We start from the raw sequence: 25,548 nt of genomic DNA on the forward strand, positions 1-25,548 counted from the left end.
TACGCAATGCCGGAGCTCTCCAAGCCTGTGTCGACGAGGATCGTTAGTGAGCCCTTAGGGGCTTTGAACCGCTACGTTACTACTGGTCGTGACTTCAACGGCCTTGACCGGGGCGCCTTCCTTTTCGCCTCGACGGTCGAACGTAAGTACTTTCCCGAACACGAGCTGCATCCACGTTGGGTACGTGTAGGCAGTTCCTTTGTTGTGATCGACGATCGCGCCAACAGCGCCACCGAGCAGGATATTTCCCCACATGCCGCCGTTGGCGCGCGAGACAGCACGAGCAGAAGCATTGGGTTGACCCGGCGAGGTGCAAGTGATGTCCAAATCCTTGGCCGAACGGCGAACGTTTACAGTATCGCCAGAGCGCACATTGAACTTCCCCTTGTCGTTGGTAACAGTGCAATCAGCTCCATTAACCACCTCGCCGCCAGACGTTACGGTATCGACGCGCACGGGATGCGTCGATTCGTTCAACACTGAGGCACAGCCAGGCACCAGCAGTACAACGGCAACGGCCGTCAGAAACTTTTTCATCCTTGTCCCCTGTAGATTTGCGGCACCCTTCGTGGCAGCCGACCATCGCCGTGATGGCCGCGTGATGATGCCATCTATGGGGCTTGCGCGCTATCTAGCAGCCGGCCTGCGTGCGGCGCCCTCCAACCTCTTCCCGTGCCGGACCCGCTAACGGGGCCCGTCACCGTCACGTGCTTGACGCACTGCATCGCGAATAGTCCCCAGCGTCGGCTCGATCCGCTCCCTCTCATCGACATAGGGTGCAGACGGGCGCTGCTCGTACGGCGGCACGACCGCCACGGTCGTTCGGGCCGCGAGATCGTTGGCGCGCCTGAGTTCCGCAAGGATCTGCCGTAGCAGCGGCTTCGTGCCGAAGATCGCGAACGGCACGAGGATCCACAAGATCGTCAGCACCACCAGGAAGAAGAACGCAGCGAGCGCGACGAGCGCGCTGGCACCGCCAAGTAAAGAATCCATGTGGGTCATCCCTCCGTTAGTGCTGGCCGGTCCAGCTTAACCCGTTCAAACATTCCCACAATTATGTTACGGAATTCCGTTGACATGTGTCTACGGTATTCCGTAGTCTAGCCCTGTCGCCGAAGACGCCCCATCCCGGGGCCGGGCGCAGGAGACCTCCATGGCAACCGCCATCACCCGCATTACCGGTCGCGCCTCGGCCAGCACCCTCGATTCGGGTGACCTGGTCCGCATCACCGTCAACGACCAAGCCATCGCCTACCTCGTTGCCGACGAAGCCGAGCGCCTCGCCATCGAGCTGCAGCGCGCGGCACAGCAGCTACGCATGGCACGCGTCACTGCTGACAACTACACCCGGGCCCTGCTGGGCAAGGTCGCCGCATGAGCGCCTCGAAGAAAACCGCGCGCCTAAGCGATCAGATCCGCGATGCGTTCCCTCAGATTCAGCCGGTCAACATATTCCGGGTATCCACGCGTGCGAAGCATGTCGTGGAAAGCGGGCCGTCGCAGCGATTCAATGCTTCCGGGATCTTCTTGGCTAAGGGTCGAAAGCGCTGCGTCCATTTGTTCGAAGCTCAGCGCCGACGCTCTGGCTTGAAGAGCGAGCGCTTTCCGGCGGAAGGAATCGTGAGCCACCGCCTTGCCGCTATAGTCGAAAACAACGTCCAAGAACGCGCAGCTGGCTATCAACACGCCACCGATGCCGCTCAACCATGCTGGCTGCGCGAAGAGATTCGCGAACGCGCTCGCACCTCCACACAACGCGATGAACGCCAAGGTCGCCCTGACTCTTCGGTAGAGACGGGCATGCCTCTCATGGAGGCGAATCTCGTAGGCGAGATCATTACTCACCTCTACCTTGCTGCGCTCTTGGCGGTCATCGGTCATGACGTCATCTCCTCGGATTTGATGGTTGTGGTGCTGGTTGCGCCGGCCGTGCCGGCTGCGAGGGGCTCCTGCTCGGCGGCGTGCCCTTGGGGTCTGGAATCCAGGGGGTCTGCACGGGCGCGGGACGGTTCATTGGCGGTCTCCTTGGTTGGTGTGGTGCGGGGTTGGCACTTCAATCCTACCGCCAAGGAGGCTGCCACCTACAGTGCTCAGCCCAGACTCCCCAGCCGGGCCGAGAGGTTGGCCGCATGAGCGCCCAAGTCTTCGACTTCCGACAGTTCCAGACCGTTCGGGACAACGTTCGTCAGGCCGGTCTGAACCCTGCTCCGTTGTTCGCTCAACTCCGTTCGGCACAGCGCGCGGGGAACCGCGGCAATGCCGTCGTCGCCGCCGCCCAGAAGCTGAGCCGCCAGTCCCGTGACGACCTGTCACCGGGTGCCGCATGAGCCTCCGCCCCTCCATGGGCCTCGGTGCCCGCCCATTTGCCTCCTCCATGAAGCTTCCGCCAATGCAGCTTCAGCGCCGGCGGACCGTAAAGCACGACTGGGCCGGATACGGAACGCTGCGCGCCGTCATGGAGTTCGCGAAGTGGGCGCACGAGCAGGAACGTTTCCCCACCATCGAAGCTGTCCAGACGCGCTTCAACGTCTGCCGCGCAACCGCGTTCCGGTGGACTCGCGCCTTGGCCGAGACCTACGGCATTCCTCCCGAGACGCGGCACCAGGTAGGTGGCGAATGACCGAGCACGACTTCATTGCCGCCATGCAGACCGGCCTGCCGCCCCTGCCCTGCCCGGCTCCCCTGGCACCTGCACTGCTGCTCAAGGGAAACGCCGATATCGCCATCCACCACCCGGACGCCATCGGCGTAGGAGATCCCGTTGAACACGATTGATATCAGCGTCCCAACCGAGCAAGGCCCGTGGGACATCCAGGCGCTCAAGGTAAGCGACAACTTCTGCATCCACGGAATGATCGGCGGAGAGCATGAGGTGGTCGTCACGCACGTGCGAACCGGGCGCATTGCCATGACCGGTAACACTGTGGCGGCCGCAGCTGAGATGGCCTGGGCTCTTGAGCGGCTGCCTATCGATTGGTCGTTCGATGACTGGACGGTCAGCTCACAGCTGCATGCCTCCCATGGCGGCCTTCTGAGGCAAATCTCCAAGGCCGGAGCCGCGTCCGATCTTGACGCTCTGCGGTTGATTGGCAGCGAGGGGGTTCGTCAGTGAACCACCTCACCGTGCCCGCCTACTGCGCTTTTGTCGCCTGCTTCTGCCTGGCGCTGCTGGTGCGCGCCATCCAGACCGGCGCCCACACCTTTACCGCCGTCTTCCTCATCGCCGTCCTGCACTTCGCATGGCGCGCCGTGGTCGAGACCCGAAAGAACTGGCCGGCCTTCAAGGCAGAGATGCGCCGCCGCAGCGATGCGCGCCGCCGTGCCGCGCAGCAGAAGCGCTACCCCTACACCGATACGCACTGAATCCGCCCGCTCGGCATCGCCGAGCCCCGCGCCGGCCGGGTTCCACGCGCCGGCAACCCCTTTCAGGAGCCGCCATGTTCTTCCGCAACCTCGTCATGTTCCGCTTCCCCATCGGCCTCGACTTCTCGCAGGTCGCCGAGCAACTGCCGCGCGCCACCCTGAAGCCGGTCGGCCCGCTCGAGATGTCCTCCCGTGGCTTTATCTCGCCGTTCGGGCGCGAGGAAACCGAGCAGCTGCACCACGCCATCGGCGACTGGCTGTGGCTGACGGTCGGCGCCCAGGACAAGATCCTGCCGGCCTCAGCCGTCGCGGACGCCCTGGAGCAGAAGCTGGCCGAGATCGAGCGCAACGAAGGTCGCCGCCCCGGTGGCCGTGAGCGCAAGCGCATGAAGGACGACCTGCTGCACGAACTGCTGCCGAAAGCGTTCGTCAAATCCTCTCGCTGCGATGTCTTCCTCGACCTGGCACGCGGCGTCGCCTTCGTGGACACCAGCAGCCGCAAGCAGGGCGAGTACCTGATGTCGGACATCCGTGGCCTGCTCGGCAGCTTCCCGGCCATGCCGCTGAATGCCGAGGTCGCGCCGCGATCGGTGCTGACCGGCTGGATTGCGGGTGAAGCGCTGCCGGCCGGGCTGTCGCTGGGCGAGCAGTGCCAGCTCGAGGACCCCCTCGCCGGAGGCGCCATTGCAAAGCTCGACCGGCAGGAATTGGTCAGCGACGAGATCAATAAGCACCTCGATGCAGGCAAGCAGGTGACCCGCCTCGGCTTGGTGGTCGAGGACAACATCTCGCTGGTGCTGGGCGACGACCTGGTCGTGCGCAAGCTGCGCTTTCTCGATGGTGCCTTGGACAAGCTGGAAGAAAGCGACGACGACGGCCGGCGTGCGGAGTTGGATGCCCGCTTTGCCCTGCAGATCGGAGAGCTGGGCCTGCTGTTTGACCGCCTCTCCGATGCCTTCCGAATCAGCAGCGCGGACTGAGGCCCGACGATGAACGCACAGATCGACACCATCGACCCGTGGCGCGGCCTCTACTTGGCTGAGCGGCTTTCCCCGCGTTGCGACTATGGGCAGCTGATCCACCCGGATCTGCCGACTTGGCCAGATGATAGGGAAGAACCGCTGGACAAGCTGGTGCTCGCGCAGGGCTTTGACTTTGTGACCGTCGCCGGAGATTTCACCGATGAGGCGCTGGAAGACGGAGATGAGCTGTATTGGAAGGAGATGCGCGCCTGGAATCCGGAAGCTCCGGAGGGCGACTGGCGACTGGCATGGATGGGCGACACCGAGGACGGACCGTACGCCTGGTTTGTGCGGCCGATGGCGTTGCGCCCGGAGGTCGTGGACTTTCAAGCAGGCGTAGCGGATTGGGCGCGGAAGTGCTTCGAGCGCCCGCTCTATCACAACATGACCGAGCGCGGCGACCGCCTGCTCGAGGAGGTTCTGGAGCTGCTGCAGTCGAAGGGCTATGACAGCGCGCGCGTGCGCACGCTGGTGGACTACGTCTATGGCCGGCCGATAGGTGAACCCGCTCAGGAAGTCGGCGGCGTCATGGTCACGCTGGCCGCCTACTGCAGCGTGGCCGGCCTGAGCATGATGGCCGATGGCCAGGCCGAACTGGACCGCATCAACCAGCCTGACGTGATGGCACGGATCAGGGCGAAGCAGGAAGCCAAGAATGCGCTGCACTTCGACACGCCGTTGCCCGCCGGAGCCGGCGCTGCTGCTGAGGAGTGGCCGCTTGAGGGCGACCTGGTTCGCTACGGTGATGGTTCAAGCGCGCTCGCCATCCGGCTTGGCCCGCACGCTGGCGGCTGGCATGGATATCAGTGCTGCGGTGGCTACATCTTCTTCACCAAGGCGTACAAACCCACCCGCGCCGACATGGCCACGTGGCTGGATTGCGCGAAGTACCGCGACGAGCGCACGAAGATCGCTGACAACCGCGTTGCTCACGAGATATACCTGATCGACAACAAGGCGGTGGGCAATGGCTGAGGTCGTCACATCGCCCGCTCTGCCTGCCGACCAGCTGGAGATTCTCCGGCATGCACTCGGCGTCGGGCACGGCGGATGGGAGCCGAGTCACCGCAACCACTTTGCGACGGGCCACGGCAGTGGCGATCACAACCTCTGCATGGCACTGGTTGATCGCGGCCTGATGGTACGGCATCAGGGCAACGCCCTCTCTGGTGGCGATGACGTGTTCTGCGCCACACGGGCCGGCCGCAGGGCCGCCGTGGCATTGCCGCCCAAGACGACACCTGGGCAGCGCCGATATGCCGCTTATCTTCGGGAAGACAGCGACACCTCCTTCGGTGATTGGCTGCGCCGTGAATCCCGCCTGCGCTCTCTGGACCTGCCGCGTCATGGCTAATCCATTGCGGAACGTCATGAGCGCCACCCCGTCAGGCAGGCAGTACAGCTGCCTCCTGTCCTGCGGGCACACCGTCACCTGCCCCGCCGTCCCCGTCCGTGGCTCCCGCTTTTCTCAGCGCGCGCCGCTCACCGCTACCTGCAACCAGTGCCCGAAGGAATCTACCCATGGCTGATGGCTCTCGCTCGTTCAACTTCCCGCTGCCGCAGCGTTCGCGCCTGCGCCCCGGTGAGATTGTGGTCGATCTGTTCGCCGGCGGCGGCGGCGCCAGCGAGGCGCTGAAGCAGGCGTTGGGCCAAGACCCCGCGCTCGCCTACAACCACGACGAACTGGCGATCGGCATGCACGCGGCGAACCACCCGCTCACTAGCCACCACCGCGAGGACATCTGGCACGCCGATCCGCGCGTGGACGTGGCCGGCCGTGCAGTGGGCTGGTTCCATGCCTCCCCTGACTGCACGCATTTCAGCCAGGCCAAGGGCGGCCAGCCGCGCAGCCGAAAGACGCGCGCCCTGTCGTGGGTGGTATTGAAGTGGATCGGCATGCTGTTGCGCGCCGACCTAGTCAACGCTACCAACACCGCCCCGCGCATCTTCTCGATGGAGAACGTGTGGCAGATCCTGACCTGGGGCCCGCTGATCGCCAAGCGCTGCAAGGCGACGGGTCGCGTGCTGAAGATGGACGGCACCGTTGCAGCGCGCGGCGAGCGCGTGCCGGTCGAGCATCAGCAGCTGGTCCCCGATAAGAGCCGCACCGGCCGCACGTGGCGGCAGTTCGTCGCCGCGTTGCGGGCGCTGGGGTACGTGGTCGAATGGCGAAAGCTGGTGGCCAGTGACTTCGGTGCTGGCACAAGCCGGGAGCGGCTGTTCCTTCTGGGGCGTCGCGACGGTGAGACGATCGTGTGGCCTGCGGCAAGCCACGGCACCGCGCCGGGCCAGAAGCCGCGCGTATCCGCTGCCGACTGCCTGGACTTCAGCATCCCCTGCCCGTCCATCTTCGGGCGCAAGCGGCCGCTGGCCGACGCCACGATGCGCCGCATCGCCAAGGGCACCATGCGCCACGTCATCCAGTCGGCGGACCCGTTCATTGTGCCGGTGACGCACCAGGGTGCCGACCGGGTCCATGGCGTGCACGAGCCGCTGCGCACCATCACCGCTGCCAACCGCGGCGAGCTGATGCTGGCCATGCCGGAACTGGCGCCCTTTATTACCGAACATGCAAACGCCAGCACCCAGCGCACCATGGATGCGGGCGACCCGCTGCGCACGATGTGCGCCGGGGTGAAAGGCGGCCACTTCTCGGTGGTCACGCCAGTTCTTGCCGGGGTCGGTGGCCGGGCGGGCCAGTCGGAACCACGCACTGGCGCCGACCCGCTGTACACCATGACGGCAAAAGCGGATACGGCGCTGGTCGCGCCCGTGCTGGTGCAGACCGGCTACGGCGAGCGCGAGGGCCAGGCTCCGCGCGCACTGGACCTGCAGCAGCCGTTGGGCACCGTGGTGGCCGGGGGCATCAAGCACGCGGTCGCAGCGCCGCACCTTGTGAAGTTCCGGGGCGAAAGCATCGGTACTTCGGTTACCGATCCGGTGCCCACGATCACCTCGGGTGCTGGGGCGGCGCGGCCTGCAGGCGCCGCGCACGCGCTGGGCATTGCCGCCGCCAGCCTGGTCACGCTGCGCAGGAACATGGTCGGCGCAGACGCGCGCGCCCCGCTTTCCACAGTCGCCGCGCAGGCCGAGCACCACTGCGTGGCTACCGCCTTCCTCGAGCAGGCCAACGGTGGCTTCTACGACGGCGGCGGGCGCGATGCGCGCATGCCGGTCAGCACTATCACCGCCACCGGCAGCCAGCAGCAGCTGGTAACCGCAGACCTGGCCCAGCTGTCGCCGGAGCATCAGGAGGGCGCGCTGCGCGTTGCCGCGTTCCTGGTGAAGTACTACGGCAGCGGTATCGCGGTGGATCCGCGTGACCCGCTGGATACGGTCACTACCAAGGACCGACTGGCGCTGGTCACCGTCGTCATCAAGGGCACGCCCTACGTCATCGTGGATATCGGCCTGCGCATGCTCAAGCCACACGAGCTGTACCGCGCGCAGGGGTTCCCGCCGGGCTACATCATCGACCGCACGGCAAACGGCACACCGCTCACCACCAGCGCCGCCGTGCGCATGGTCGGCAACAGCGTCAGCCCGCCGCCGCTGCGCGCGCTTGCCGAGGCAAATCTGGACCCTGTCGCAGCGCCGATGGCGGCGGCAGCATGAATCGGCTTAGTGAAGCCTCATTCCGGCAAGTTGTCGAGCGGCCTGCTCGCCGAGGCCGGCTGCGACCTTTTCCGCGTCATCCGATGTTGCATGGTCGACGCGAGTTTCGATGGTCCTCACGTGCCTGCCATCGGAGTCGATCAGATGTACGACACCCCGCCAACGGCGCTCCAGCGCTGTCGACGAGATCACCAAACTGTATCCCTGGACCTCAATTCGCCGGGGCATGTGCTGCTCCTTCCGACCAGACGACAGCATTTTCGCTGTTCCTTTCTGCCGAGTCACCTACGAAGGGGCTCCATCTCCTTCAGAATTTCGGCCAAGCCGCTGTTGCTAGCCAGCGCGCGCGCATGCCGTGTCTCGCCGGGCTCGCCTGCCTCGAGCCACGCCGACGCGCGAGCCCGCAGGGTCACGTTCGCCGCTTCGAGCACCACGTGGTGGCGAGCGTTCCGCTGCAGCTCCGCCAGCTTCGGGCCGAACACGCCCAGGAGCGTTGCGGCCGGGTCCTTCAGCAGCTGCTCGGCGTCGCCCTCTATATGCGCGCCGTGGTGCACCTGCTTGGCCAGCGCATCCAGCAGGTCCGCGAGCTGCCGATCGATGCCAGGTGCAGGCGTGCGCAAGAGCCTGCGCCGGTGGGGCGACACATAGCGCTTGCCCAGCAGCAGCTCCTGCACCTCCGCGCTCATGCGCAGTTCGCCAGCCAAACCCTTGGCGGCGCCGTGCAGTTCCGCATGCGTCGAATTAGCGAACAGGTTCATCCGTCCCATCGTATTTGCTTCCGCTCCTTCCCTTCCAGTCGAGGTGTCCAATGACCCAATGCCAGATCGACCACCCCGAGGGCCTGGCGCCCTGCGCCGCTGGTCACAGCGCGCGGCACATCCATGACGGCCGCAGCACCAGCGCAGGCGGTGGCCACTTCGTTGAGTGCCGGTGCACGAAGACTCCCAAGCACGCAGACCCGGACGCGGCGCTGGCCAACTGGCGCCGGCTGAATCGTCCCGCGCGCGTCGCGCGCAAGGCTCCTGAGCCGGCCAGCAACGTTGTACAGATCCCCCTGCGCCTGGCGGCTGCGGCCGCCGGATCCGCGGCATAACATCGAGGAAGACATGAGCGAAACCACCACCACTGCCGCGCCGCCGCGCCTGCTCCGCCTGAAGGAAGTGCAGGAGCGTGTCGGCATGTCGAAGACGACGATCTACGACCGGATCAAAGCGCACACCTTCCCTGCCCCAGTCCATCTCGGGACCATGGCGGCATGGGTCGAATCTGAGGTCGATGCTTGGATCCACGACCGGATCAGCGAGCGGGATAGCAAGGCAGCGTGACACGGGGGCATGCTTGGGGGCATCTGCGCCCCCTGCACCGATGATCAACCTGTTACGTCAATAACTTACCGAAGGAAATGGGTAGAGCCCACCTCCACCATTGATTGGACCGAGAAGGTCCGCGAGAGCCCGGAAACCCCCGCAATTCAAGGGTTTCCGGGCTTTTTCGTTTATTGCTTCACTCGTCTTCCTGCAGCGAACCACGATGGATGCGCGACAGCCTCCAGCCCGCATGGGAGCGGAAATACCCGGTGTCGCCGGTCAGGGCATAACGGAATGCCGCCCAGGCCGACACCAAGGGAGACGCGCGCCATAGGCGGGCTTTTTCATACGCATAACGGACAGCACGCATCAGGCAATCGATCTCCTGACGGCATCACGCCGCACGCGTAGCTTCTTCCATACCAGGGTGGCCGCCTGCAGCACGACCAGCGTCGAGGCAAAGGCGGCGGCGATGCCGAGCAGCGCAATCATGAGCTCCATGAGTGAGTCCTGTGTGTGGGGGGTTCACGCCTACGCAGGCTTTCACCTCCGTGCAGAGTCCCCCTGCCGACCCTTCGCGCACCGTCAATTTGTCGACGCGACGGTTAAACCCGCGTGATTCTGACGCATTTGACACACCGGGAAGTTCAGGGTGGGAGGCCGGTCACAGAACAGCCTGAACGCGCATCCTGAAGCGTTAATATTAACCGTTCATCGGAGTACTGACAGCGGACCGGCCTCATGCAAATCTATGCGCCCCCCACGCCAGACCCGTGACGCTGGCGACTCGATCCTGAAGGACGCTGCATGAGAGACCTGCGACCGATACTGCTCGTAGAAGACAGCCTGCAGGACGCAGAGCTGACCATCGCCGCATTGGCACGCTGCCAGTTGCTCAATCCCGTCATCCACGTGCGCGATGGCGAAGAAGCGCTGGATTACCTGCGCAGCACCGGACGCTACGCCGGGCAACATCACGGCGGGCCGGTGGTGGTGCTGCTGGACCTGAAGCTGCCGAAGTTGAATGGCCTTGAAGTGCTTGCCGAGATCCGTGGCGATGAGGCGCTACGACCTACCCCGGTGGTGATGCTGACCGCCTCCCGCCAGGACCGCGATCTGGTGAGAAGCTACGAGGTGGGCGTGAATGCATTCGTGGTCAAGCCGCTCGCCTTCGATGAATTCGTATCCGCGGTGCAGGAGCTCGGCATGTTCTGGGGAATGACCAACCAGCCGCCGCCCCCGTTCGTGCCTGCCGCCTGAGGCGGGCCGCCCGCGCAGTCAGGTCCGCACCCGTCGCAGCGCCGGAGCCGAGCCACCGCTATTCTCGCTGTCCGATCCCCACAGCGATGTCCGATGTTCCACCATCTTTCTCTGGGCGTAGGCGACCTCACCCGCGCCGGCCGCTTCTACGACGCCGCCCTCGGCGCACTGGGTTATCGCCGCGTCTTCGATGGCGAGCACTCCATCGGCTATGGCCTGGTCGACAACCAGGACCTGTTGCTGCTCAACCTCACTGACGATGCCGCCCTGCCGCGTGACGGCTCCCACATCGCGTTTGCCGCGAGATCGCAGGAGGCAGTTGATGCCTTCCATCGTGCCGGTGTTACCACTGGCGGCCAGGACAATGGCGCGCCCGGGCCCCGCCCCGATCACGGCCCCCACTACTACGCGGCCTTCCTCATCGATCCCGACGGGCACCACGTGGAAGCGGTGCTCGACAGGCCCGGCATCGGCTGATCCCCGCCCAATCAGAAAGCCGCATCGTCACCGATGCGGCTTTTTCATTGCACGCCCGCCAAAAGACTGGTCAGGTCACTTTCTTGGCGATCGTCATGCCGAGCAGGAACAGCACCACGGCGATGATGATGCCCGCCCAGAACAGGAACTTGGCGATGCCGACAGACGCACCGGCGATGCCGCCGAAGCCGAGAGCACCGGCGATGAGGCCGATGATGGCGAAGATGATGGCCCACTTGATCATGACAGTCCTTTCCGACAGGGAATTACGTGTTGGCCCAAGCGTAGCGGTAGACATGTCGTGCGCTGGTGATCCCGTCGATTGCGTCGGGTGAAGAGGCTCGACAGGCATTGCCGACGACGTTGCACGGAAACCCCTACCGCCGCCCCGCACAGTGTCGCGTTCGGAACAAACCGGTCACGGCCATCAGAATTTTCCAAACAAAATGCCGAGCGCGTTGCGACACTTTATGAAATCAAAAACACAGCCGTGACGCCCCGGGCATTATGCATATACCTTGACGATTAACACTGTGACCGACCGCACACCCGCTGCGCGACTCCACAACTAAGGTCGCACTTCCTACATTCACGCGGTCACAGTTTGAATGAATGCCTCCGACATTGCGCAGCATGCGGCCCACGCCCTTCCGGCGCTGGAAAATAATTCGACACCGGCTGCAGGAAAATCAAACAGGGTAGAAAGCGTCCTCGCCGTTCGCCATTGGAACGACAGCCTTTTCAGTTTTACCACGACCCGCTCACCATCGTTCCGGTTTGAAACCGGCCAGTTCGTGATGGTGGGGCTGCAACGCCAAGGGCGCCCGCTGATGCGCGCCTACAGCCTGGCCAGTCCCAGCCATGAAGAGCATCTGGAGTTCTTCAGCATCAAGGTGCCCGGCGGCCCGCTCACCACTGAACTCCAGCATCTGCAGCCGGGAGATGGAGTGCTGGTGGGTAACAAACCGACCGGCACGTTGATTATTTCCGACCTGCGGCCAGGCCGGGTGCTTTACCTGCTCTGCACCGGCACCGGGCTGGCCCCATTCCTTGGCCTGGCAGGCGACCCGGAAACCTACGCCGCATTCGAAAAAGTGGTGCTGGTGCACGGCGTGCGCAGGGCGGCCGACCTCGCCTATCGCGAATATCTGCAGGAAGAGTTGCCGCGCCACGATTATCTCGGCGAGGCGGTCCGTTCGAAACTGGTGTATTACCCGACTGTCACCCGCGAGCCCTTCCTGCACCAGGGTCGCATTACCGACCTGATCGCCAACAACCGGCTCTGCGATGACATTGGCCTACCTGCGCTTTCGCCGGGCAGCGACAGGGTAATGATCTGCGGCGGGCCGGCAATGCTGGCAGAAACACGCGCCCTGCTCGATGCCCGTGGCTTCGCCGTTTCGCCAGGACGCGGTCACCCCGGCGACTACGTCGTGGAACGCGCCTTTGCAGATGCCTGATACCCGATTGCCGCCATCACGCGGCGACACCCCATGCCCCTTGCTGCAGGAGACCAGCACCATGGATATGCCCGTTACCCCGCGCCCGCGCCGCGTCGCCATCACCGGATACGGCGCCATCAGTTCGATGGGCGCCAACGCCGATGCGATATGGCAAGCGATCATGGCCTACCGCGTGGGCTACAAGCGATACACCCACGATGATCCAGCCATCACTGCGCGCTATTTCGGCTTCATCGATGACTTCGGACGCGAGCAGATGCGGCCGTTCCCGAAGAAGACCTCAAAGATGCTGCCGCTGTTCGCCAAGTACTGCCTGGTCGCGGCCGAGGAGGCCATCGGCATGGCATTCGGCGACACCGGGCTCGACGACATCTGCACGCCATTCGACCGTGGCGTGATGCTCGGCACCGGCTGGGGAGGCCTGGATACCGCCAACGCAAACAACAATGACTACCGCCAGACCGGCGTGGCGACCTCGTTCGCTACGGTCATGTCGATGTGCAACGCGGCAACTGCTGGTGTCACCATGAACTGGAACTTCCGCGGCGTGCAGAACAGTCCGGTGGCCGCGTGCGCAACGGGCACCATCGCCATCGGCGAAGCCTACGAGGCCATCCGTAGCGGGCGCGCCAAGGTCATGCTGGCCGGCGGCAGCGAGTCGTTGAAAGAACAGTTCAACGTCTGGTCGGTCGATGTGATCCAGGCCCTGAGCAAGGAGCAGGACGACATCCGCCGCGCCTGCTGTCCTTTCAGCCAGGACCGCAGTGGCTTCGTGCTTTCCGAAGGCGCAGCCGTGCTGTGCCTGGAGGACTACGAACTGGCACGGCAGCGTGGCGCCCGCATCCTCGGCGAGATCACCGGCTACGCGAACTTCTCCGACGCCTACGACATGACCGCACCGGCCGAGGACATGCAGGCGCGTGTGCAGGTGATCCGCCAGCTGTGCGCGCAGGCCGGCGTGGCACCCGAAGACATCGGCTACGTGAACCTGCATGGCACCTCCACGCCGCTCAATGATGTCAACGAAACCAACGCGCTGAAGGAAGCACTGGGCCAGGCCGCGCATGCGATCCCGATGTCCAGCACCAAGTCCTATACCGGCCACCTGATCGGTGCAGCCGGCGCGCTGGAGGCGGTGCTGTGCCTGAAGGCCATCGAGCATCGCACCATCCCCGCGACGATCCACCTGGACCGCCCCGACCCCGAGTGCGATCTGAACTACGTGGCCAACCAGCACCTGCAGGGCCAGGACATCCACAACGCCTTGAACCTGAGCTTCGGCTTCGGCGGCGCCAACGCGGGCGTGATGATCGCCCGGGCGGAGTAAGCATGGACCTTCGTTTCGACAGCCAGGACATCGAGGCCTGGGCGCGGCTCTCAGGCGACCGCAACCCCATCCATTTCGACCGTGAAGCCGCCCTGCGCATGAATGCCGCCGATGTGGTGGTCCACGGCATGCTGGCGATGCTGCCGATCAAGCAAGCGCTGGGTCGCGCGGCGGCTGCGGATCCGGGGCAGGCCGCCGCCCCCTGGATCCATTTCAAGACGCTGTTGAAAGCGCCTGTCCTGCGTGACCGCGACGTCAGCCTGGCGCTGGTCCATCGCGTGGACCGGACCGGATTCAAACTGCGTCCCTGCACGGGTGCTGCGGAGCATTTCATCGGTGGTGCACGCCGTATCCAGCCGCCTGCCTGGGAGTCCGACGCGCGCCGCATCACCCTTCCGGTGGGCGAAACCGAAGCCTGGCTGCGCCACTTCGAAGACGGCCTCGGCAAGCAACTGGATCAATGGGTCGCGCTGGATGCGCTGGTATTCGGTGACTTCATCCGGTACCGCCTGTGCACCGCATTCGATCGGCTTGGACCGGCCTTGCGGCTGGACGAACAGTTCGAGCACATCCAGGACCTGAGCTCGCACCTGCTGGTGCAGACCACGCACCAGACCGTATTTGCCGGCGAACTCTGCTGCGCCGGTGCGCTTCCCCCCGTCGTCGATTACCAGATCGACAACATCGACCTGGTCGAAAGTGACGATGAAGCAGTGGGCACGCTGGATCTCGGCGTACACCTGCAGCAGCGCCACGTCATGACCATCACCTTGGGCCTGATGATCCGGAAACTGGCCCACCCACAGGAGAACGATACCCATGAACACCACTGAATCCGTATTCAACGTCATCCGCGAGCTGATCCTGGAACTGAAGGATGACGAGATCGAGAACATCACCTTGGAAAGCACCATCGAAGGCCTGGACCTGGACAGCCTGGACTTCGTGGAAATGCAGGTGGTGGTGAGAAAGAAGCTGGGCGTGGCGATGGATCCCAAGGCATTCGCCAGCCGCAACATCGGCACGCTCCAGGCGCTTTGCGACTACATCGTGGAGCTTACCCAGGCAGCGCAGGCACCGGCTTGACCGGGTGTTGTTTCCCGCCTGACCAAAGCGCCTCAAAGGAACCACCATGCAGACAGAAACCACGCTCACCATCGCCCCGTCCCGGATCGGGAAAGTGCTCCGCCTCAGCGAAGCCTCGCACCTGGATACGATGGACCACGCCACGGTACTGCCGTGGAATGAGCCGATCGACAAGGGCATCGCGCCGAAGAACCTGGACCACTTGTGGATCGCCGGCACGCCGTTCGCCGGGGCATTGACCGAGGCCAACCGGCTCGAACTGGCCTGGCTGGAAACAGCGCGCGACATCTCCATGTTCATCTGGCTGGAACAGACCCTGCCACCGTTGTACATGGGCTACATCACCCGCCACCACGCACGCATAGCGCCTGAGCTGCAGGAATACCTGATGGTGTTCTCCAAGGAGGAAATCGTCCATACGCTGACCTTCAAGCGCTTCATGGCCAAGGCCGGCCTGCCGCTGTTCCAGCCGCCGCAGGGACTGTATTCGCTGCTCACCGACACGCTGCCGGCCATGGCGCCACCGGTGGGCGTGCTGTTCACCCTGCTGCTGGAATGGGTGGCGGAAATGGGCGCGATGCATACGACCCAGAGTCCGGACGTGGAGCCGATGACCCGCACCCTGTTCCGCGCACACCATCACGACGAAGCACGGCATATCGCCTTCGGTCGCTGGATCGCCGAATCCTACTTCGAGACCGCCAGCGCGGAGGAAGTCGACCAGGTGCGTGCGATGTCCCGGCAGATCTTCCCGCGGCTGGTCGACATGTACACCTACAATCCGGAGATCGCGCTGCACACCTCGTTCGAATTCCCGGTCCAGCCGGACGATCCCGAGGCGATCGAAACGGTGTGGCGCTCCGAGCACAACGCCCGCCTGAACCTCGAACGTTTCTCCGCGCTGTATGCGTGGATGGACAAACTGGGCCTGCGTTGATGACACAGCAACGCTGGGACGCCATCTTCGTGGGCACCGGAATCACCAGCCTGGCCTGTGCGGCCTTGCTGGTGAAGCAGGATCCCTCCGCGCGGCTGCTGCTGATCGACAAGCACATCGTCGCCGGCGGCTATGCGTCCACGTTCTCACGCCCGCGCCTGGAGGCCACGTTCGACTGCAGCCTGCACAAGCTCAGCGGCATGGACGAGGAAGGCAACCTGCTGCGGATCCTGCGAAGCCTGGGCCTGGAGGCAGAGCTTGGGCTGGTGCGACCGGCTGACTATTTCTGCGCCCGCCGTGCCGGGCAGAGCCTGGTACTACCCAATGATGCGGCCGGCGTACAAGCCTTGCTGACCGCACGCTTCCCTCGCCAGGAGGCGGGCATCGCTGCCTTCTTCGAGCATGTGCTGACACATGGCCGCAATGGCTATTATCAGTTCCAGATGCAGGACGGCAGCTTCGAACCGGACATGGCGCAGCTGCGACATGCCCACCGTCACCTGAAATCCAGAACCGTGTACGAAGGCCTGGCCGAGCTGGTGGACGATCCCTTCCTGGTCGAACTGCTGGCCGCCCCGGGAATCTACGTGGGCGGCTACCCAGAAGATCTCGGCTACCTGTACTACCTGCATGTGGTGTATGCCACCTTGTGTCGGGGCAACGCCTACGTCACCGGCTCCTCGCAGCACCTGTCCAACCTGCTGGCGCAGCAGGTGATCGATGCCGGTGGTCAACTGCTGCTCGGCACGGCAGTCGAGCAGGTGCTCACCGATGGGAGCGGACAGGTGACCGGGGTGCGCACCCGGCGTGGCGTGTTTCATGCCGACCGGGTCTACATCAACGCATCCCCCCACTACGCTGCGGGCAACCTGTTCGGCGAGGAGGTGGCGCTGGGGGACACGGTCTGCAGGCTGGCCGCGCTCAAGCCTGCGCGTTCGACCACCACGGTCTACCTGGTCACCGACGTGGACCCGTCCACGCTGGGACTTCCCCACACCGAATCGATGCTGTTCGCCGACGACCCGTCTGCGGCATTCAGCGCGCGCAGGACCGCGACCCAGGGGGATGCCGGCGAGGCTGCCAGCGAACATGCGTATTGGCAGTGCTCGCCCATGGAGGTCACCAATTACCGGGCGCTGGATGCGCGGGGCGGCAACGTGCTGTGCCTGAACGTGCTTGACTCGGCCGCGCACTGGCCGCCACGGCGCACGCCCGCCTATCGGGAGAAGAAGGCCCGCGCTGCGGCGGTGCTGGTTGAACGGTTGATGCAACAGGCGCCCGCGCTGTGCGGGCACGTGCTCCACACCGAAGTGGCGACGCCGCATACCTATGCCCGGTTCACCAACAACACCGAGGGTTCGGGCTACGGGGCGATGGTCGGCACCAGCCTGAAGGGCCACACGTTCCACCACGGGTTCCCCGTACGCGGCGTCCATTTCCTCAGCGCGTGGGTTGCCGGGCCGAGCTACGAAGCGGCATTCGGCTATGCCGAAATGACCGCCAGGCAGTGGACCAGGCCGGCCGCCCGCGCATGACCGCCGCAGCATCCAGCAACGCGCAACGCACTTCACAACGAGTCGAACGGGAGACCGACATGCAGACACTCACTTCATCCACCTGCGCCTGGGTGCTGGTTACCGGCGGCAGCCGCGGCATCGGCAAGGGCCTGGTGAGAGCGCTCGCCACCGAAGGCTATACCGTGGCCTTCACCTACCAGTCCTCGGCCGAAGCGGCCGGACTGCTTGAACAGGAGGTCGCCGCTGCGGGCGGGCACGCGCACGGCATCCAGTGCGATGGCCGCGACGCTGCCGCGGTGGAGCAGGCCTGCGAACGGCTCATCGAACGCTTCGGCGAGCCGTATGGCCTGATCAACAACATGGGCATCACCGGCGACCAGTTGATGTTCAACCTGGACGTCGAACGCTACCGCGACGTGGTGGCCACCAACCTGGATTCGGCGATCTATTTCAGCCGGTTCATGTCGTCGGCGATGGTGTCGGCGCGCCGGGGCCGGATCATCCAGATGTCCTCGGTGACCGGCCTGAGAGGCAACAAGGGCCAGGTCGGCTATGCCGCCACCAAGGCGGCGATGATCGGCATCACGCGGACCCTTGCAGTGGAACTGGCGCGCTTCAGGATCACCGTCAACGCCATCGCCCCGGGCTTCATTGCCACGGAGATGGTCGAGCAGATCGATCCTGCCATCCGCAGGTCGATCACCGCCGACATCCCGCTCAAACGCCTGGGTGAGGTCACCGAAGTCGCTGCATTGGCCAACTTCCTGCTGTCGTCCAGCGCCGGCTACCTGACCGGCCAGACCTTCGTGATCGACGGTGGCCTGACCGCTTGAGCTTCATCATCCCCTAAACTGCAGGAGGTTTTCCATGACCTATGTCGTTACCGAGAACTGCATCCAGTGCCGGCACACCCTTTGCGTGGACATCTGTCCGACCGACGCCTTCCACATGGGCCCCAACTTCATCGCCATCAACCCGCAGGAATGCGTGGACTGTGGCCTCTGCGTCCCGGAATGCCCGGAAGATGCCATCCTCGCCGACAACGCGCTGGATGCAGGCAACCGGCACTTCCTGGCCCTGAATGCCCGGCTGGCGCAGCGCTGGCCGGTGTTGCTGGAGCGCATGCAACCGCTGCCGGACCACGCGCTGTGGAGCGGACGCAGTGACCGCCTGGCGCTGCTTGAAGACACCGAGGCCCGTGCATGAGGCAGGCCCGGTGATGTCCTCTTCCGGCGCGCCGCTGCTGCTCACCGCCGCAGCACTGACCGCACTGGCCGCGCTGCTGCACCTGGTGGTTATCCTGCAGGGGCCACGTGGCTACCAGTGGTGTGGTGCAGGCGACCGTATCGTCGCGGCAGCCCGCGACGGCAGCCGCGTTCCGGCGGCGCTGACCAGCATGATCTGCGTCGTGCTGCTGGCGTGGGCGGCCTATGCGCTGTCCGGGGCCGGGCTGATCGGTCCCCTGCCCCTGTTGCGGCCGGTGCTGGTTGGCATTGCCAGCGTCTTCCTGCTGCGCGCGCTGCTGGGCCCTTTCGTACTGGTTGGCAACGGGCGCAGCGCGCGCTTCGTCTGGGTCAGCTCGGCCATCTGCCTGCTGTACGGGCTGCTGTACCTGGTCGGGCTGGTACAGCGATGGGACGCGCTGCCCGGTTGATCCGGCCAACCAGCCGGAACGGCACATCCCATCCCTTCCCTTCCATGCGACCCTTGCCACGAACGTGTTCGCCTGGAATGGAGGGATTCTCATGTTGCATCGTCTGCGGCGCCCTGCCGCTTTGCTTCTGCTTGCGCTTGCGCTGCCTGCTGCGGCGGCCACCCCGCCCGCACCGCTGAAGGTGATGTCCTTCAACGTACGCACGCCCGCCGATACCGCGCCGCAGAAGCGCTGGCCGGATCGCCGTGCGGCGCTGGTGGCCACCATCCGCACTGCGCACCCGGACGTGATGGGTACGCAGGAACTGGTCAAGGAGCAGGCCGATTATCTTGCCGCGCAGTTGCCGGACTACCAATGGTTCGGCGAAGGGCGGCGTGGCGGTGATGGTGATGAGCACATGGGCGTGTTCTACGACAGCAAGGCGCTGGCGCTGGAGCAGTCCGGCAACTTCTGGCTGTCCGATACGCCGGATGTGCCAGGCAGCATCAGCTGGGGCAACCTGTTCCCGCGCATGGTCACCTGGGGCTTGTTCCGTCGTGTGACGGACGGGCGGCGCTTCTACCTGTTCAACACCCACCTGCCCTACCGCGAAGAAGACGAGCCGCAGCGCGTCCGCGGTGCACAGGCGATCGTGGCGCACCTGAAGACGCTGTCGCCGGATATCCCGGTGGTGGTGACCGGGGACTTCAACAGCGAACCGGGTGGGCCGACCTACGCGGCCTTCACCACCGCGTTGCAGGATGCACGCACGCAGGTGGCTGCGCCGCATGGACCGAAGAAGACCTTCCATGATTTCACCGGCAAGCCGACCACCGAACTGGACTGGGTACTGGTGCGCGGCTTCAAGGCGCGCAGCTTCGCCACCCTTGACGGGCGGGTGGACGGCATCCTGCCGTCCGATCATTTCCCGTTGCTGGTGGAGCTGGAGTGGGATGCGCGGTAATACGACGGCGTGACGGCCAGCGGCCGTCACTACCGGGGGTGGCCTGGGCTGGGTAGCGCCGAGCCATGCTCGGCGAGCGCAGCGGCAAGAGCAGGAGCGTGACGACCAACGGTCGTCACCCACCTACCGCCAACGGTCGTCACCCACCTACGCCAGCGGCCGTCACTACCGATGCTGCGTCAGTTGGCCAGCGCGACGGTTGGCTGGGCGGCCTGGCCCCAGCCCCCGAGTGCCTTGTACACACCGACCACGCTGACGTTGACCTCCGCTTCGGCGGCGGCCAGTGCATCGTCGGCCGACAGCTGCGTGCGCTGCGCATCGAGCAGGGTCAGGAAGTCTTCGGACCCTTCGCGATAGCGGATCTGCGCCAGTGTTTCCGCACGCCGTGCGGCCTGCGCCTGCTCAGCGACGATCGCCAGCCGGGCCTGCTGCTTGGCGTAGCGGGTCAGCGCGTTCTCCGTGTCTTCCAGCGCCAGCAGCACGGCCTGTTCGTACTGCGCCGCCACGCCATCGGCTTCGGCCTTGCTGGCCTTCAGGCGCGCACGCACGGTGCCGAAATCAAACGCGGCCCAGCTCAACGACGGGGTCAGCGACCACGCTTTGTTGTTGCCGTTGACCAGCCCGCTGGCATCGCCGCCAAGGAAGCCGACGAAGCCGCTCAGCGACAACCGCGGGAACAGATCCGCGGTGGCAACGCCGACCCGTGCGGTGGCTGCGGCAAGCCGCCGTTCGGCCACGCGTACGTCCGCTCGCTGGCGCAGCAGTTCACGGGTGTCGCCCAGCGGCAATGCCTTGGCGAAGGCCGGTACGTCGCGCGGGGCAAGCAGGCCGTCCAACGCATCCGGACGCAGGCCCAGCAGCACCGCCAGGCGATGCCGCGACTGGGTCTGGGCCACTTCCAGCAGCGGGATGTCCGCCTCGATGGCCTTCAACCGGGCACGGCTGCTCTGCACGTCCAGCTCGCTGCCGGCGCCCAGGTCCCAGCGGGTTTCGGTCAGCTTCTGGGTGTCACGCAGGTTGCCCAGGGTCTGTTCGGCTACTGCGATGCGCTTCTGCGTGCCGCGCAGCTCGAAGTAGTTGCGGGCCACTTCGGCGGCGACCAGTACCTGGGCATCGGCGAGGTTGGCCCACTCCGCATCCAGGTCCGCGCGTGCGGCCTCGGCGGCACGACGCTGGCGACCGAACAGATCCAGCTCCCAACCGGCGTCGAAGCCGAGCTGGTAGGTCTCGCTGAACACCCGGTCACCACCGGCCAACGCATCAGGCTGCTTGCGGCGGTCGTACGAACCGCCCGCGGTGACGTGCGGGGCCTGGTCCAGGCGGCTTTCAACGAACACCGCACGCGCCTGCTGCACGCGCGATACCGAGACACGCAGGTCCAGGTTGTCGGCCAGCGCGCGGTGCACCAGTTCCTCCAGCACCGGATCATCGAACTGTGCCCACCAGGTCGCCACCGGCGACTCGGTGCTGTACACCGGCGCCGCCGATCCCTGCAGGGTCACCGGTGCTTCCACCGGCGCCTTGTAGTTGGGTCCGACGGTCACGCAGCCGGCCAGCAGCACGCTGGCCAGGGCAACCACCAGGGTTTTGATCACCACGGCAGCACCTCACCCAGGTAGGTGAAGCTGCCGTTCGGGCCATCGGCATCCAGCAGCGCCATCTGCACGCTGGACTGCGCACCCACGGACACTTCCACTTCGCCCTCGCCACCGTTCATGTCGGTCTTCACGTAGCCCGGATGCACGGTGTTGACCTTGTGCGCGGTGTCGCGCAGTTCGTAGGCCAGCTGTGCGGTCCACGCATTGACCGCGCTCTTGGACACGTTGTAGGCCGGCACCTTGAAGTCATAGATTGGCGAACCCGGCTGGCTGTGCAGGGTGACCGAACCGAGCAGGCTGGACACGTTGACGATGCGGGCAGCGGCCGACTCGCGCAGCAGCGGGAGGAACGCCTGGGTCACCGCCACCAGCGCGAACACGTTGGTGTCGAAGGTGCGCCGCCAGGCTTCCAGCGACTGCTGCGACGGCGCCTTGCTGATGTCATCAAGCAGGATGCCGGCGTTGTTGACCAGGATGTCCAGGTGGCCATGGCGCGTGCGGACCTGCTCGACGGCAGCGGCGATGCTGGCTTCGTCGGTGACGTCCAGCTCGATGGCTTCCACCGGCAGCCCTTCGGCCTGCAGCTTCAGTGCGACTTCCACGGCGGTGTCGCGCTTGCGACCGGCCAGCAGGGTGTGCACGCCGGCCTGCGCCAACTGGCGCACGGTCTCGGTGCCGATGCCACGGGTGGCGCCGGTGACCAGCGCAATCTTGTTGGTATTCGCGTTCATTGTGGGGTTCCAGGTTGGGTCAGGGGGTAGCGCCGGGCCATGCTCGGCGGCTACCGGGGGAGGAACAGGTCAGTGATGCAGCGTGGATTCGCCGTGGGTCACCAGTTGGCCACCGCCATTGCGGGTGACGAACTTGCGCAGGGCCACGTAGAACACCGGGGTCAGGAACAGGCCGAACAACGTTACGCCCAGCATGCCGGCGAACACCGTGATGCCGGTGACCGAACGGACCTCGGCGCCTGCGCCATGCGACAGCACCAGCGGCACGGTGCCGGCGATGAAGGCGATGGAGGTCATCACGATCGGGCGCAGACGCAGGCGGCAGGCTTCCAGCGCCGCTTCGACGATGCCCTTGCCGCCCATTTCCAGCTCCCGGGCGAACTCGACGATCAGGATCGCGTTCTTGCACGCCAGGCCCATCAGCACCACCAGGCCGACCTGCACGAACACGTTGTTGTCACCGCCGGTCAGCCACACGCCGAACAGGGCCGACAGCAGGGTCATCGGGACGATCAGGATCACCGCCAGCGGCAGCGACCAGCTTTCATACAGCGCGGCCAGCACCAGGAAGGCCAGCATCACCGCCACCGGGAAAACGATCAGCGCGGCATTGCCCTGGGTGGCCTGCTGGTAGCTCAGGTCGGTCCATTCGGTGACCATGCCCGGCGGCAGCACCTGGGCGGCGATCTCGGTCAGCTTGGCCATGCCTTCGGTGGAGGACAGCAGGCGCGGATCGGTTTCACCGGCCAGGTCGGCGGCCGGGTAGCCATTGAAGCGCAGCACCGGGTCCGGGCCGAAGGTCTGCTTGACGGTGACCATCGAACCGATCGGCACCATTTCGCCACGGTCGTTGCGGGTACGCAGGCGGCCGATGTCTTCCACGCTGTCGCGGAACTGGCCATCGGCCTGGGCGATCACCTGCCAGGTGCGGCCGAACTGGTTGAAGTCGTTGACATAGGACGAACCGAGGTAGGTCTGCAGCGTGTCGAACAGTTCGGTCAGCTGCACGCCCTGGGCCTTGGCCTTGACGCGGTCCACTTCGGCATCCAGCTGCGGCACGTTGGCCTGGTAGCTGGTGATCGGGAAGGCCATGCCCGGGGTCTGCGAGACAGCACCCTGCATGGTCTGCACAGCCGTCTGCAACGCACCGTAGCCCAGGTTGCCGCGGTCTTCGATGAACATCTGGTAGCCGTTGCCGTTGCCCAGGCCGAGGATCGGCGGCGGCATCATCGAGAACGCAAAGCCCTCCTGCAGCGCGGCGATCTTCTGGTTGATCTCCGCGTTGATCTGCGCTGCGGTGCGGCCATTGCGCTCGCTGAAGGGCTTCAGCGGTACGAAGGCCACGCCGGTGTTGGGCGTATTGGTGAACTGCAGTGCATTGAGGCCGGGGAAGGAAATGGTGTGCGCCACGCCATCGGTTTCCATGGCGATCTGCGCGACCTTCTTGAGCATCGCGTCGGTCCGGGCGATGGAAGAGCCTTCCGGCAGCTTCACGCCGGCGATCAGGTACAGCTTGTCCTGGGTGGGGATGAAGCCCGGCGGGACCAGCTTGAACATCACACCGGTGCCGACCAGCAGCAGGGCGTACACCACGAACACCGCGCCACGCTTGCCGAGGATGTTCGACACGCTGCGCTCGTACTTCTCCGAGCTGGACTTGAAGAATCGGTTGAACGGACGGAAGATCCAGCCGAACAGACGGTCGATGATGCGCGTCGGCGCATCCTTGGCGGCGTCATGCGGCTTGAGCAGGCGCGCGGCCAGGGCCGGCGACAGGGTCAGCGAGTTGATCGCCGAGATCACCGTGGAAATGGCGATGGTGACCGCGAACTGCTTGTAGAACTGGCCGGTGACACCGGACAGGAAGGCCATCGGCACGAACACCGCGCACAGCACCAGCGCGATGGCGACGATCGGGCCGGACACTTCCTTCATCGCCTGGTGGGCGGCCGCGGTGGGTGACAGGCCTTCTTCGATGTTGCGCTCGACGTTCTCCACCACCACGATCGCATCATCGACCACGATGCCGATCGCCAGCACCAGGCCGAACAGGCTCAGCGTGTTGATCGAGAAGCCCAGCAGGTACAGCGCGGCAAAGGTACCCACGATGGACACCGGCACGGCGATCAGCGGAATGATCGAGGCACGCCAGGTCTGCAGGAACAGGATCACCACCAGCACCACCAGTGCGATGGCTTCCAGCAGGGTGGACACCACGGCCTTGATCGAGTCGCGCACGAAGATGGTGGTGTCATACACCGCTTCGTACTTGACGTCGGCCGGGAAGGTCTTCTGCATCTCGTCCATGGTGTTCATGACGGCGTCGCGGATTTCCAGCGCGTTGGCACCCGGCGCCTGGAAGATGCCGATACCCACCGCGTTCTTGCCATCCAGCTGCGAGCGCAGGGTGTAGTCACCGGCGCCCAGTTCCAGCCGGGCAACGTCGGACAGACGCACCACTTCACCGTCAACGCCGCTCTTGAGCACGATGTCGTTGAATTCCTGCTCGCTCTTGAGCCGGCCCTGCGCATTGATCAGGGTCAGGAACTGGCTGTTGGGCATCGGTTCGGCGCCCAGCTGGCCGGCGGAGACCTGCACGTTCTGCTCGCGCATCGCCCCGACCACGTCGCTGGCGGTCAGGCCGCGCGCGGCGATCTTGTCCGGGTCCAGCCAGGCACGCATGGCGTAGTCACCGCCACCGAAGATCTGTGCATCACCCACGCCCTGGATGCGCGACAGCGCGTCCTTGACGTGCAGGCGCGCGTAGTTGCGCAGGTACAGCGTGTCGTACTTGCCGTTCGGCGAGGTCAGGTGCACCACCATCAGGAAGGTCGGCGACTGCTTCTGGGTGGTAACGCCCTGCCGCCGCACGTCTTCGGGAAGACGGGCCTGGGCCTGGGCCACGCGGTTCTGCACCTTCACCGCCGCCGCGTCCGGGTCGGTGCCCGGGCGGAAGGTGATGGTCATCTGCAGCACGCCATCGGAGCCGGCGACGGACTTCATGTACATCATGTCCTCCACGCCGTTGATCGCTTCTTCCAGCGGCGTGGCCACCGTTTCGGCGATCACTTTCGGGTTGGCGCCCGGGTACACGGTGCGCACCACCACCGAAGGCGGGACGACGTCGGGGTATTCACCGGTCGGCAGCAGCGGGATGCTGATCAGGCCGGCGGCGAAGATGATGATCGACAACACCGCCGCGAAGATCGGCCTGTCGATGAAAAAGCGGGAGAAATCCATGGGAATGT

The 25,548-nt window shown here is 65.1% G+C and carries 33 protein-coding genes; 23 read left to right on the plus strand and 10 right to left on the minus strand.

Translation table 11 applies throughout. The features are described 5' to 3' along the window. Window positions 1–54: 54 nt before the first annotated feature. Both ACI2JH_RS05670 and ACI2JH_RS05675 read right to left on the minus strand, forming a co-directional pair. Window positions 55–537 (minus strand): hypothetical protein, encoded by a 483-nt coding sequence (locus ACI2JH_RS05670; RefSeq protein ID WP_349998111.1) that lies wholly within the window; start codon window positions 535–537, stop codon window positions 55–57. A gap of 147 nt (window positions 538–684) precedes the next feature. Continuing rightward, complete coding sequence (locus tag ACI2JH_RS05675) at window positions 685–993, minus strand: hypothetical protein (RefSeq protein WP_404735663.1); 309 nt, start codon at window positions 991–993, stop codon at window positions 685–687. Between the two features lie 160 nt (window positions 994–1,153). Here ACI2JH_RS05675 and ACI2JH_RS05680 point away from each other — a divergent pair, with 160 nt between their 5' ends. Beyond that, window positions 1,154–1,378 carry a hypothetical protein gene (locus ACI2JH_RS05680; protein WP_349998109.1) on the plus strand — a complete coding sequence of 75 codons (225 nt, stop codon included), beginning with the start codon at window positions 1,154–1,156 and terminating at the stop codon, window positions 1,376–1,378. A gap of 23 nt (window positions 1,379–1,401) precedes the next feature. Here ACI2JH_RS05680 and ACI2JH_RS05685 read toward each other — a convergent pair whose 3' ends face one another. Further along, window positions 1,402–1,881, minus strand: coding sequence for a hypothetical protein (locus ACI2JH_RS05685; protein WP_349998108.1), 480 nt, complete (start codon window positions 1,879–1,881; stop codon window positions 1,402–1,404). A gap of 248 nt (window positions 1,882–2,129) precedes the next feature. On the opposite strand from ACI2JH_RS05685, the gene ACI2JH_RS05690 reads away from it, so the two are divergent. The 9 genes from ACI2JH_RS05690 to ACI2JH_RS05730 all read left to right on the plus strand — a co-directional run bounded on the left by ACI2JH_RS05690 (window position 2,130) and on the right by ACI2JH_RS05730 (window position 8,000). Continuing rightward, window positions 2,130–2,327 (plus strand): hypothetical protein, encoded by a 198-nt coding sequence (locus tag ACI2JH_RS05690; RefSeq protein WP_349998107.1) that lies wholly within the window; start codon window positions 2,130–2,132, stop codon window positions 2,325–2,327. Beyond that, a complete protein-coding gene (locus ACI2JH_RS05695; RefSeq protein WP_349998106.1) occupies window positions 2,324–2,620 on the plus strand; it encodes a hypothetical protein in 297 nt (98 codons plus the stop codon). The genes ACI2JH_RS05690 and ACI2JH_RS05695 overlap by 4 nt, the downstream gene beginning before the upstream one ends. Continuing rightward, entirely contained in the window at window positions 2,617–2,775 is a 159-nt protein-coding gene (locus ACI2JH_RS05700) for a hypothetical protein (RefSeq protein ID WP_404735664.1), read from the plus strand. The genes ACI2JH_RS05695 and ACI2JH_RS05700 overlap by 4 nt, the downstream gene beginning before the upstream one ends. Continuing rightward, on the plus strand, window positions 2,762–3,112 hold the full coding sequence (locus ACI2JH_RS05705; protein WP_404735665.1) for a hypothetical protein: 351 nt from the start codon (window positions 2,762–2,764) through the stop codon (window positions 3,110–3,112). The genes ACI2JH_RS05700 and ACI2JH_RS05705 overlap by 14 nt, the downstream gene beginning before the upstream one ends. After that, window positions 3,109–3,363, plus strand: coding sequence for a hypothetical protein (locus ACI2JH_RS05710; RefSeq protein ID WP_404735666.1), 255 nt, complete (start codon window positions 3,109–3,111; stop codon window positions 3,361–3,363). The genes ACI2JH_RS05705 and ACI2JH_RS05710 overlap by 4 nt, the downstream gene beginning before the upstream one ends. Window positions 3,364–3,437: 74 nt before the next feature. Further along, entirely contained in the window at window positions 3,438–4,343 is a 906-nt protein-coding gene (locus tag ACI2JH_RS05715) for a recombination-associated protein RdgC (RefSeq protein ID WP_404735667.1), read from the plus strand. 9 nt (window positions 4,344–4,352) lie between these two features. Next, on the plus strand, window positions 4,353–5,360 hold the full coding sequence (locus ACI2JH_RS05720; RefSeq protein ID WP_404735668.1) for a hypothetical protein: 1,008 nt from the start codon (window positions 4,353–4,355) through the stop codon (window positions 5,358–5,360). Further along, window positions 5,353–5,739 (plus strand): hypothetical protein, encoded by a 387-nt coding sequence (locus ACI2JH_RS05725; RefSeq protein WP_349998101.1) that lies wholly within the window; start codon window positions 5,353–5,355, stop codon window positions 5,737–5,739. The genes ACI2JH_RS05720 and ACI2JH_RS05725 overlap by 8 nt, the downstream gene beginning before the upstream one ends. A 167-nt stretch (window positions 5,740–5,906) precedes the next feature. Then, complete coding sequence (locus tag ACI2JH_RS05730; RefSeq protein WP_404735669.1) at window positions 5,907–8,000, plus strand: DNA cytosine methyltransferase; 2,094 nt, start codon at window positions 5,907–5,909, stop codon at window positions 7,998–8,000. Window positions 8,001–8,281: 281 nt separating this feature from the next. Here the strand turns inward: ACI2JH_RS05730 and ACI2JH_RS05735 are convergent, their stop codons facing one another. Then, the gene (locus ACI2JH_RS05735; protein ID WP_404735670.1) at window positions 8,282–8,758 is read right to left on the minus strand and encodes a hypothetical protein; all 477 of its coding nucleotides are present in this window, start codon (window positions 8,756–8,758) and stop codon (window positions 8,282–8,284) included. Between the two features lie 348 nt (window positions 8,759–9,106). Between ACI2JH_RS05735 and ACI2JH_RS05740 the strand changes: the two genes are divergently transcribed. Further along, window positions 9,107–9,325, plus strand: coding sequence for an AlpA family transcriptional regulator (locus tag ACI2JH_RS05740; RefSeq protein ID WP_101098432.1), 219 nt, complete (start codon window positions 9,107–9,109; stop codon window positions 9,323–9,325). A gap of 178 nt (window positions 9,326–9,503) precedes the next feature. Here ACI2JH_RS05740 and ACI2JH_RS05745 read toward each other — a convergent pair whose 3' ends face one another. Next, window positions 9,504–9,677, minus strand: coding sequence for a hypothetical protein (locus tag ACI2JH_RS05745; RefSeq protein WP_182655549.1), 174 nt, complete (start codon window positions 9,675–9,677; stop codon window positions 9,504–9,506). Next, the gene (locus ACI2JH_RS05750; protein WP_262926813.1) at window positions 9,677–9,808 is read right to left on the minus strand and encodes a hypothetical protein; all 132 of its coding nucleotides are present in this window, start codon (window positions 9,806–9,808) and stop codon (window positions 9,677–9,679) included. The genes ACI2JH_RS05745 and ACI2JH_RS05750 overlap by 1 nt, the downstream gene beginning before the upstream one ends. A gap of 306 nt (window positions 9,809–10,114) precedes the next feature. Between ACI2JH_RS05750 and ACI2JH_RS05755 the strand changes: the two genes are divergently transcribed. Together ACI2JH_RS05755 and ACI2JH_RS05760 are read left to right on the plus strand one after the other, a co-directional pair. Beyond that, window positions 10,115–10,567 carry a response regulator gene (locus ACI2JH_RS05755; protein WP_101098431.1) on the plus strand — a complete coding sequence of 151 codons (453 nt, stop codon included), beginning with the start codon at window positions 10,115–10,117 and terminating at the stop codon, window positions 10,565–10,567. 93 nt (window positions 10,568–10,660) lie between these two features. After that, the gene (locus tag ACI2JH_RS05760) at window positions 10,661–11,044 is read left to right on the plus strand and encodes a VOC family protein (RefSeq protein ID WP_404735671.1); all 384 of its coding nucleotides are present in this window, start codon (window positions 10,661–10,663) and stop codon (window positions 11,042–11,044) included. 70 nt (window positions 11,045–11,114) lie between these two features. On the opposite strand, the gene ACI2JH_RS05765 is transcribed toward ACI2JH_RS05760, so the two are convergent. Further along, window positions 11,115–11,288 (minus strand): DUF1328 domain-containing protein, encoded by a 174-nt coding sequence (locus tag ACI2JH_RS05765; RefSeq protein WP_042612362.1) that lies wholly within the window; start codon window positions 11,286–11,288, stop codon window positions 11,115–11,117. 364 nt (window positions 11,289–11,652) lie between these two features. On the opposite strand from ACI2JH_RS05765, the gene ACI2JH_RS05770 reads away from it, so the two are divergent. The 10 genes from ACI2JH_RS05770 (at window position 11,653) to ACI2JH_RS05815 (ending at window position 19,971) form a co-directional block, all read left to right on the plus strand. After that, the gene (locus ACI2JH_RS05770; protein WP_404735672.1) at window positions 11,653–12,504 is read left to right on the plus strand and encodes a ferredoxin--NADP reductase; all 852 of its coding nucleotides are present in this window, start codon (window positions 11,653–11,655) and stop codon (window positions 12,502–12,504) included. A gap of 61 nt (window positions 12,505–12,565) precedes the next feature. Next, complete coding sequence (locus ACI2JH_RS05775) at window positions 12,566–13,834, plus strand: beta-ketoacyl-[acyl-carrier-protein] synthase family protein (RefSeq protein ID WP_404735673.1); 1,269 nt, start codon at window positions 12,566–12,568, stop codon at window positions 13,832–13,834. Between the two features lie 2 nt (window positions 13,835–13,836). Further along, the gene (locus ACI2JH_RS05780) at window positions 13,837–14,667 is read left to right on the plus strand and encodes a MaoC/PaaZ C-terminal domain-containing protein (RefSeq protein ID WP_404735674.1); all 831 of its coding nucleotides are present in this window, start codon (window positions 13,837–13,839) and stop codon (window positions 14,665–14,667) included. Next, on the plus strand, window positions 14,654–14,920 hold the full coding sequence (locus ACI2JH_RS05785) for an acyl carrier protein (RefSeq protein WP_101098427.1): 267 nt from the start codon (window positions 14,654–14,656) through the stop codon (window positions 14,918–14,920). Before ACI2JH_RS05780 ends, ACI2JH_RS05785 begins: the two co-directional genes overlap by 14 nt. A gap of 46 nt (window positions 14,921–14,966) precedes the next feature. After that, a complete protein-coding gene (locus ACI2JH_RS05790; RefSeq protein WP_404735675.1) occupies window positions 14,967–15,857 on the plus strand; it encodes a diiron oxygenase in 891 nt (296 codons plus the stop codon). Continuing rightward, on the plus strand, window positions 15,857–17,392 hold the full coding sequence (locus tag ACI2JH_RS05795) for a phytoene desaturase family protein (protein WP_404735676.1): 1,536 nt from the start codon (window positions 15,857–15,859) through the stop codon (window positions 17,390–17,392). Before ACI2JH_RS05790 ends, ACI2JH_RS05795 begins: the two co-directional genes overlap by 1 nt. Before the next feature lie 59 nt (window positions 17,393–17,451). After that, window positions 17,452–18,207 (plus strand): 3-oxoacyl-ACP reductase FabG, encoded by a 756-nt coding sequence (fabG, locus tag ACI2JH_RS05800; protein ID WP_349999268.1) that lies wholly within the window; start codon window positions 17,452–17,454, stop codon window positions 18,205–18,207. A gap of 34 nt (window positions 18,208–18,241) precedes the next feature. Continuing rightward, window positions 18,242–18,580, plus strand: coding sequence for a ferredoxin FdxA (gene fdxA, locus ACI2JH_RS05805; protein WP_404735677.1), 339 nt, complete (start codon window positions 18,242–18,244; stop codon window positions 18,578–18,580). 13 nt (window positions 18,581–18,593) lie between these two features. Continuing rightward, window positions 18,594–19,028: a hypothetical protein gene (locus ACI2JH_RS05810; protein WP_404735678.1), complete on the plus strand. Its 435-nt coding sequence runs from the start codon at window positions 18,594–18,596 to the stop codon at window positions 19,026–19,028. A gap of 91 nt (window positions 19,029–19,119) precedes the next feature. Beyond that, entirely contained in the window at window positions 19,120–19,971 is an 852-nt protein-coding gene (locus ACI2JH_RS05815) for an endonuclease/exonuclease/phosphatase family protein (RefSeq protein ID WP_404735679.1), read from the plus strand. A 179-nt stretch (window positions 19,972–20,150) separates the two neighbouring features. Here ACI2JH_RS05815 and ACI2JH_RS05820 read toward each other — a convergent pair whose 3' ends face one another. From ACI2JH_RS05820 to ACI2JH_RS05830, 3 genes are all read right to left on the minus strand, one after another. Further along, window positions 20,151–21,569, minus strand: a complete 1,419-nt coding sequence (locus tag ACI2JH_RS05820) for an efflux transporter outer membrane subunit (protein WP_191771274.1) — start codon at window positions 21,567–21,569, stop codon at window positions 20,151–20,153. Beyond that, entirely contained in the window at window positions 21,563–22,300 is a 738-nt protein-coding gene (locus tag ACI2JH_RS05825; protein WP_101098419.1) for an SDR family oxidoreductase, read from the minus strand. The genes ACI2JH_RS05820 and ACI2JH_RS05825 overlap by 7 nt, the downstream gene beginning before the upstream one ends. 69 nt (window positions 22,301–22,369) lie before the next feature. Next, a complete protein-coding gene (locus tag ACI2JH_RS05830; RefSeq protein WP_101098418.1) occupies window positions 22,370–25,540 on the minus strand; it encodes an efflux RND transporter permease subunit in 3,171 nt (1,056 codons plus the stop codon). Window positions 25,541–25,548: the final 8 nt, after the last annotated feature.

This window comes from Stenotrophomonas sp. NPDC078853 (assembly GCF_044901215.1).
Lineage (GTDB): Bacteria > Pseudomonadota > Gammaproteobacteria > Xanthomonadales > Xanthomonadaceae > Stenotrophomonas > Stenotrophomonas lacuserhaii.

Coding starts and splice junctions, on each gene's coding strand:
- ACI2JH_RS05670 (WP_349998111.1), bottom strand. CDS start 537: ATGAAAAAGTTTCTGACGGCCGTTGCCGTTGTACTGCTGGTGCCTGGC.
- ACI2JH_RS05675 (WP_404735663.1), bottom strand. CDS start 993: ATGGATTCTTTACTTGGCGGTGCCAGCGCGCTCGTCGCGCTCGCTGCG.
- ACI2JH_RS05680 (WP_349998109.1), top strand. CDS start 1,154: ATGGCAACCGCCATCACCCGCATTACCGGTCGCGCCTCGGCCAGCACC.
- ACI2JH_RS05685 (WP_349998108.1), bottom strand. CDS start 1,881: ATGACCGATGACCGCCAAGAGCGCAGCAAGGTAGAGGTGAGTAATGAT.
- ACI2JH_RS05690 (WP_349998107.1), top strand. CDS start 2,130: ATGAGCGCCCAAGTCTTCGACTTCCGACAGTTCCAGACCGTTCGGGAC.
- ACI2JH_RS05695 (WP_349998106.1), top strand. CDS start 2,324: ATGAGCCTCCGCCCCTCCATGGGCCTCGGTGCCCGCCCATTTGCCTCC.
- ACI2JH_RS05700 (WP_404735664.1), top strand. CDS start 2,617: ATGACCGAGCACGACTTCATTGCCGCCATGCAGACCGGCCTGCCGCCC.
- ACI2JH_RS05715 (WP_404735667.1), top strand. CDS start 3,438: ATGTTCTTCCGCAACCTCGTCATGTTCCGCTTCCCCATCGGCCTCGAC.
- ACI2JH_RS05720 (WP_404735668.1), top strand. CDS start 4,353: ATGAACGCACAGATCGACACCATCGACCCGTGGCGCGGCCTCTACTTG.
- ACI2JH_RS05725 (WP_349998101.1), top strand. CDS start 5,353: ATGGCTGAGGTCGTCACATCGCCCGCTCTGCCTGCCGACCAGCTGGAG.
- ACI2JH_RS05730 (WP_404735669.1), top strand. CDS start 5,907: ATGGCTGATGGCTCTCGCTCGTTCAACTTCCCGCTGCCGCAGCGTTCG.
- ACI2JH_RS05735 (WP_404735670.1), bottom strand. CDS start 8,758: ATGAACCTGTTCGCTAATTCGACGCATGCGGAACTGCACGGCGCCGCC.
- ACI2JH_RS05740 (WP_101098432.1), top strand. CDS start 9,107: ATGAGCGAAACCACCACCACTGCCGCGCCGCCGCGCCTGCTCCGCCTG.
- ACI2JH_RS05745 (WP_182655549.1), bottom strand. CDS start 9,677: ATGCGTGCTGTCCGTTATGCGTATGAAAAAGCCCGCCTATGGCGCGCG.
- ACI2JH_RS05750 (WP_262926813.1), bottom strand. CDS start 9,808: ATGGAGCTCATGATTGCGCTGCTCGGCATCGCCGCCGCCTTTGCCTCG.
- ACI2JH_RS05755 (WP_101098431.1), top strand. CDS start 10,115: ATGAGAGACCTGCGACCGATACTGCTCGTAGAAGACAGCCTGCAGGAC.
- ACI2JH_RS05760 (WP_404735671.1), top strand. CDS start 10,661: ATGTTCCACCATCTTTCTCTGGGCGTAGGCGACCTCACCCGCGCCGGC.
- ACI2JH_RS05765 (WP_042612362.1), bottom strand. CDS start 11,288: ATGATCAAGTGGGCCATCATCTTCGCCATCATCGGCCTCATCGCCGGT.
- ACI2JH_RS05770 (WP_404735672.1), top strand. CDS start 11,653: ATGAATGCCTCCGACATTGCGCAGCATGCGGCCCACGCCCTTCCGGCG.
- ACI2JH_RS05775 (WP_404735673.1), top strand. CDS start 12,566: ATGGATATGCCCGTTACCCCGCGCCCGCGCCGCGTCGCCATCACCGGA.
- ACI2JH_RS05780 (WP_404735674.1), top strand. CDS start 13,837: ATGGACCTTCGTTTCGACAGCCAGGACATCGAGGCCTGGGCGCGGCTC.
- ACI2JH_RS05785 (WP_101098427.1), top strand. CDS start 14,654: ATGAACACCACTGAATCCGTATTCAACGTCATCCGCGAGCTGATCCTG.
- ACI2JH_RS05790 (WP_404735675.1), top strand. CDS start 14,967: ATGCAGACAGAAACCACGCTCACCATCGCCCCGTCCCGGATCGGGAAA.
- ACI2JH_RS05795 (WP_404735676.1), top strand. CDS start 15,857: ATGACACAGCAACGCTGGGACGCCATCTTCGTGGGCACCGGAATCACC.
- fabG (WP_349999268.1), top strand. CDS start 17,452: ATGCAGACACTCACTTCATCCACCTGCGCCTGGGTGCTGGTTACCGGC.
- fdxA (WP_404735677.1), top strand. CDS start 18,242: ATGACCTATGTCGTTACCGAGAACTGCATCCAGTGCCGGCACACCCTT.
- ACI2JH_RS05810 (WP_404735678.1), top strand. CDS start 18,594: ATGTCCTCTTCCGGCGCGCCGCTGCTGCTCACCGCCGCAGCACTGACC.
- ACI2JH_RS05815 (WP_404735679.1), top strand. CDS start 19,120: ATGTTGCATCGTCTGCGGCGCCCTGCCGCTTTGCTTCTGCTTGCGCTT.
- ACI2JH_RS05825 (WP_101098419.1), bottom strand. CDS start 22,300: ATGAACGCGAATACCAACAAGATTGCGCTGGTCACCGGCGCCACCCGT.
- ACI2JH_RS05830 (WP_101098418.1), bottom strand. CDS start 25,540: ATGGATTTCTCCCGCTTTTTCATCGACAGGCCGATCTTCGCGGCGGTG.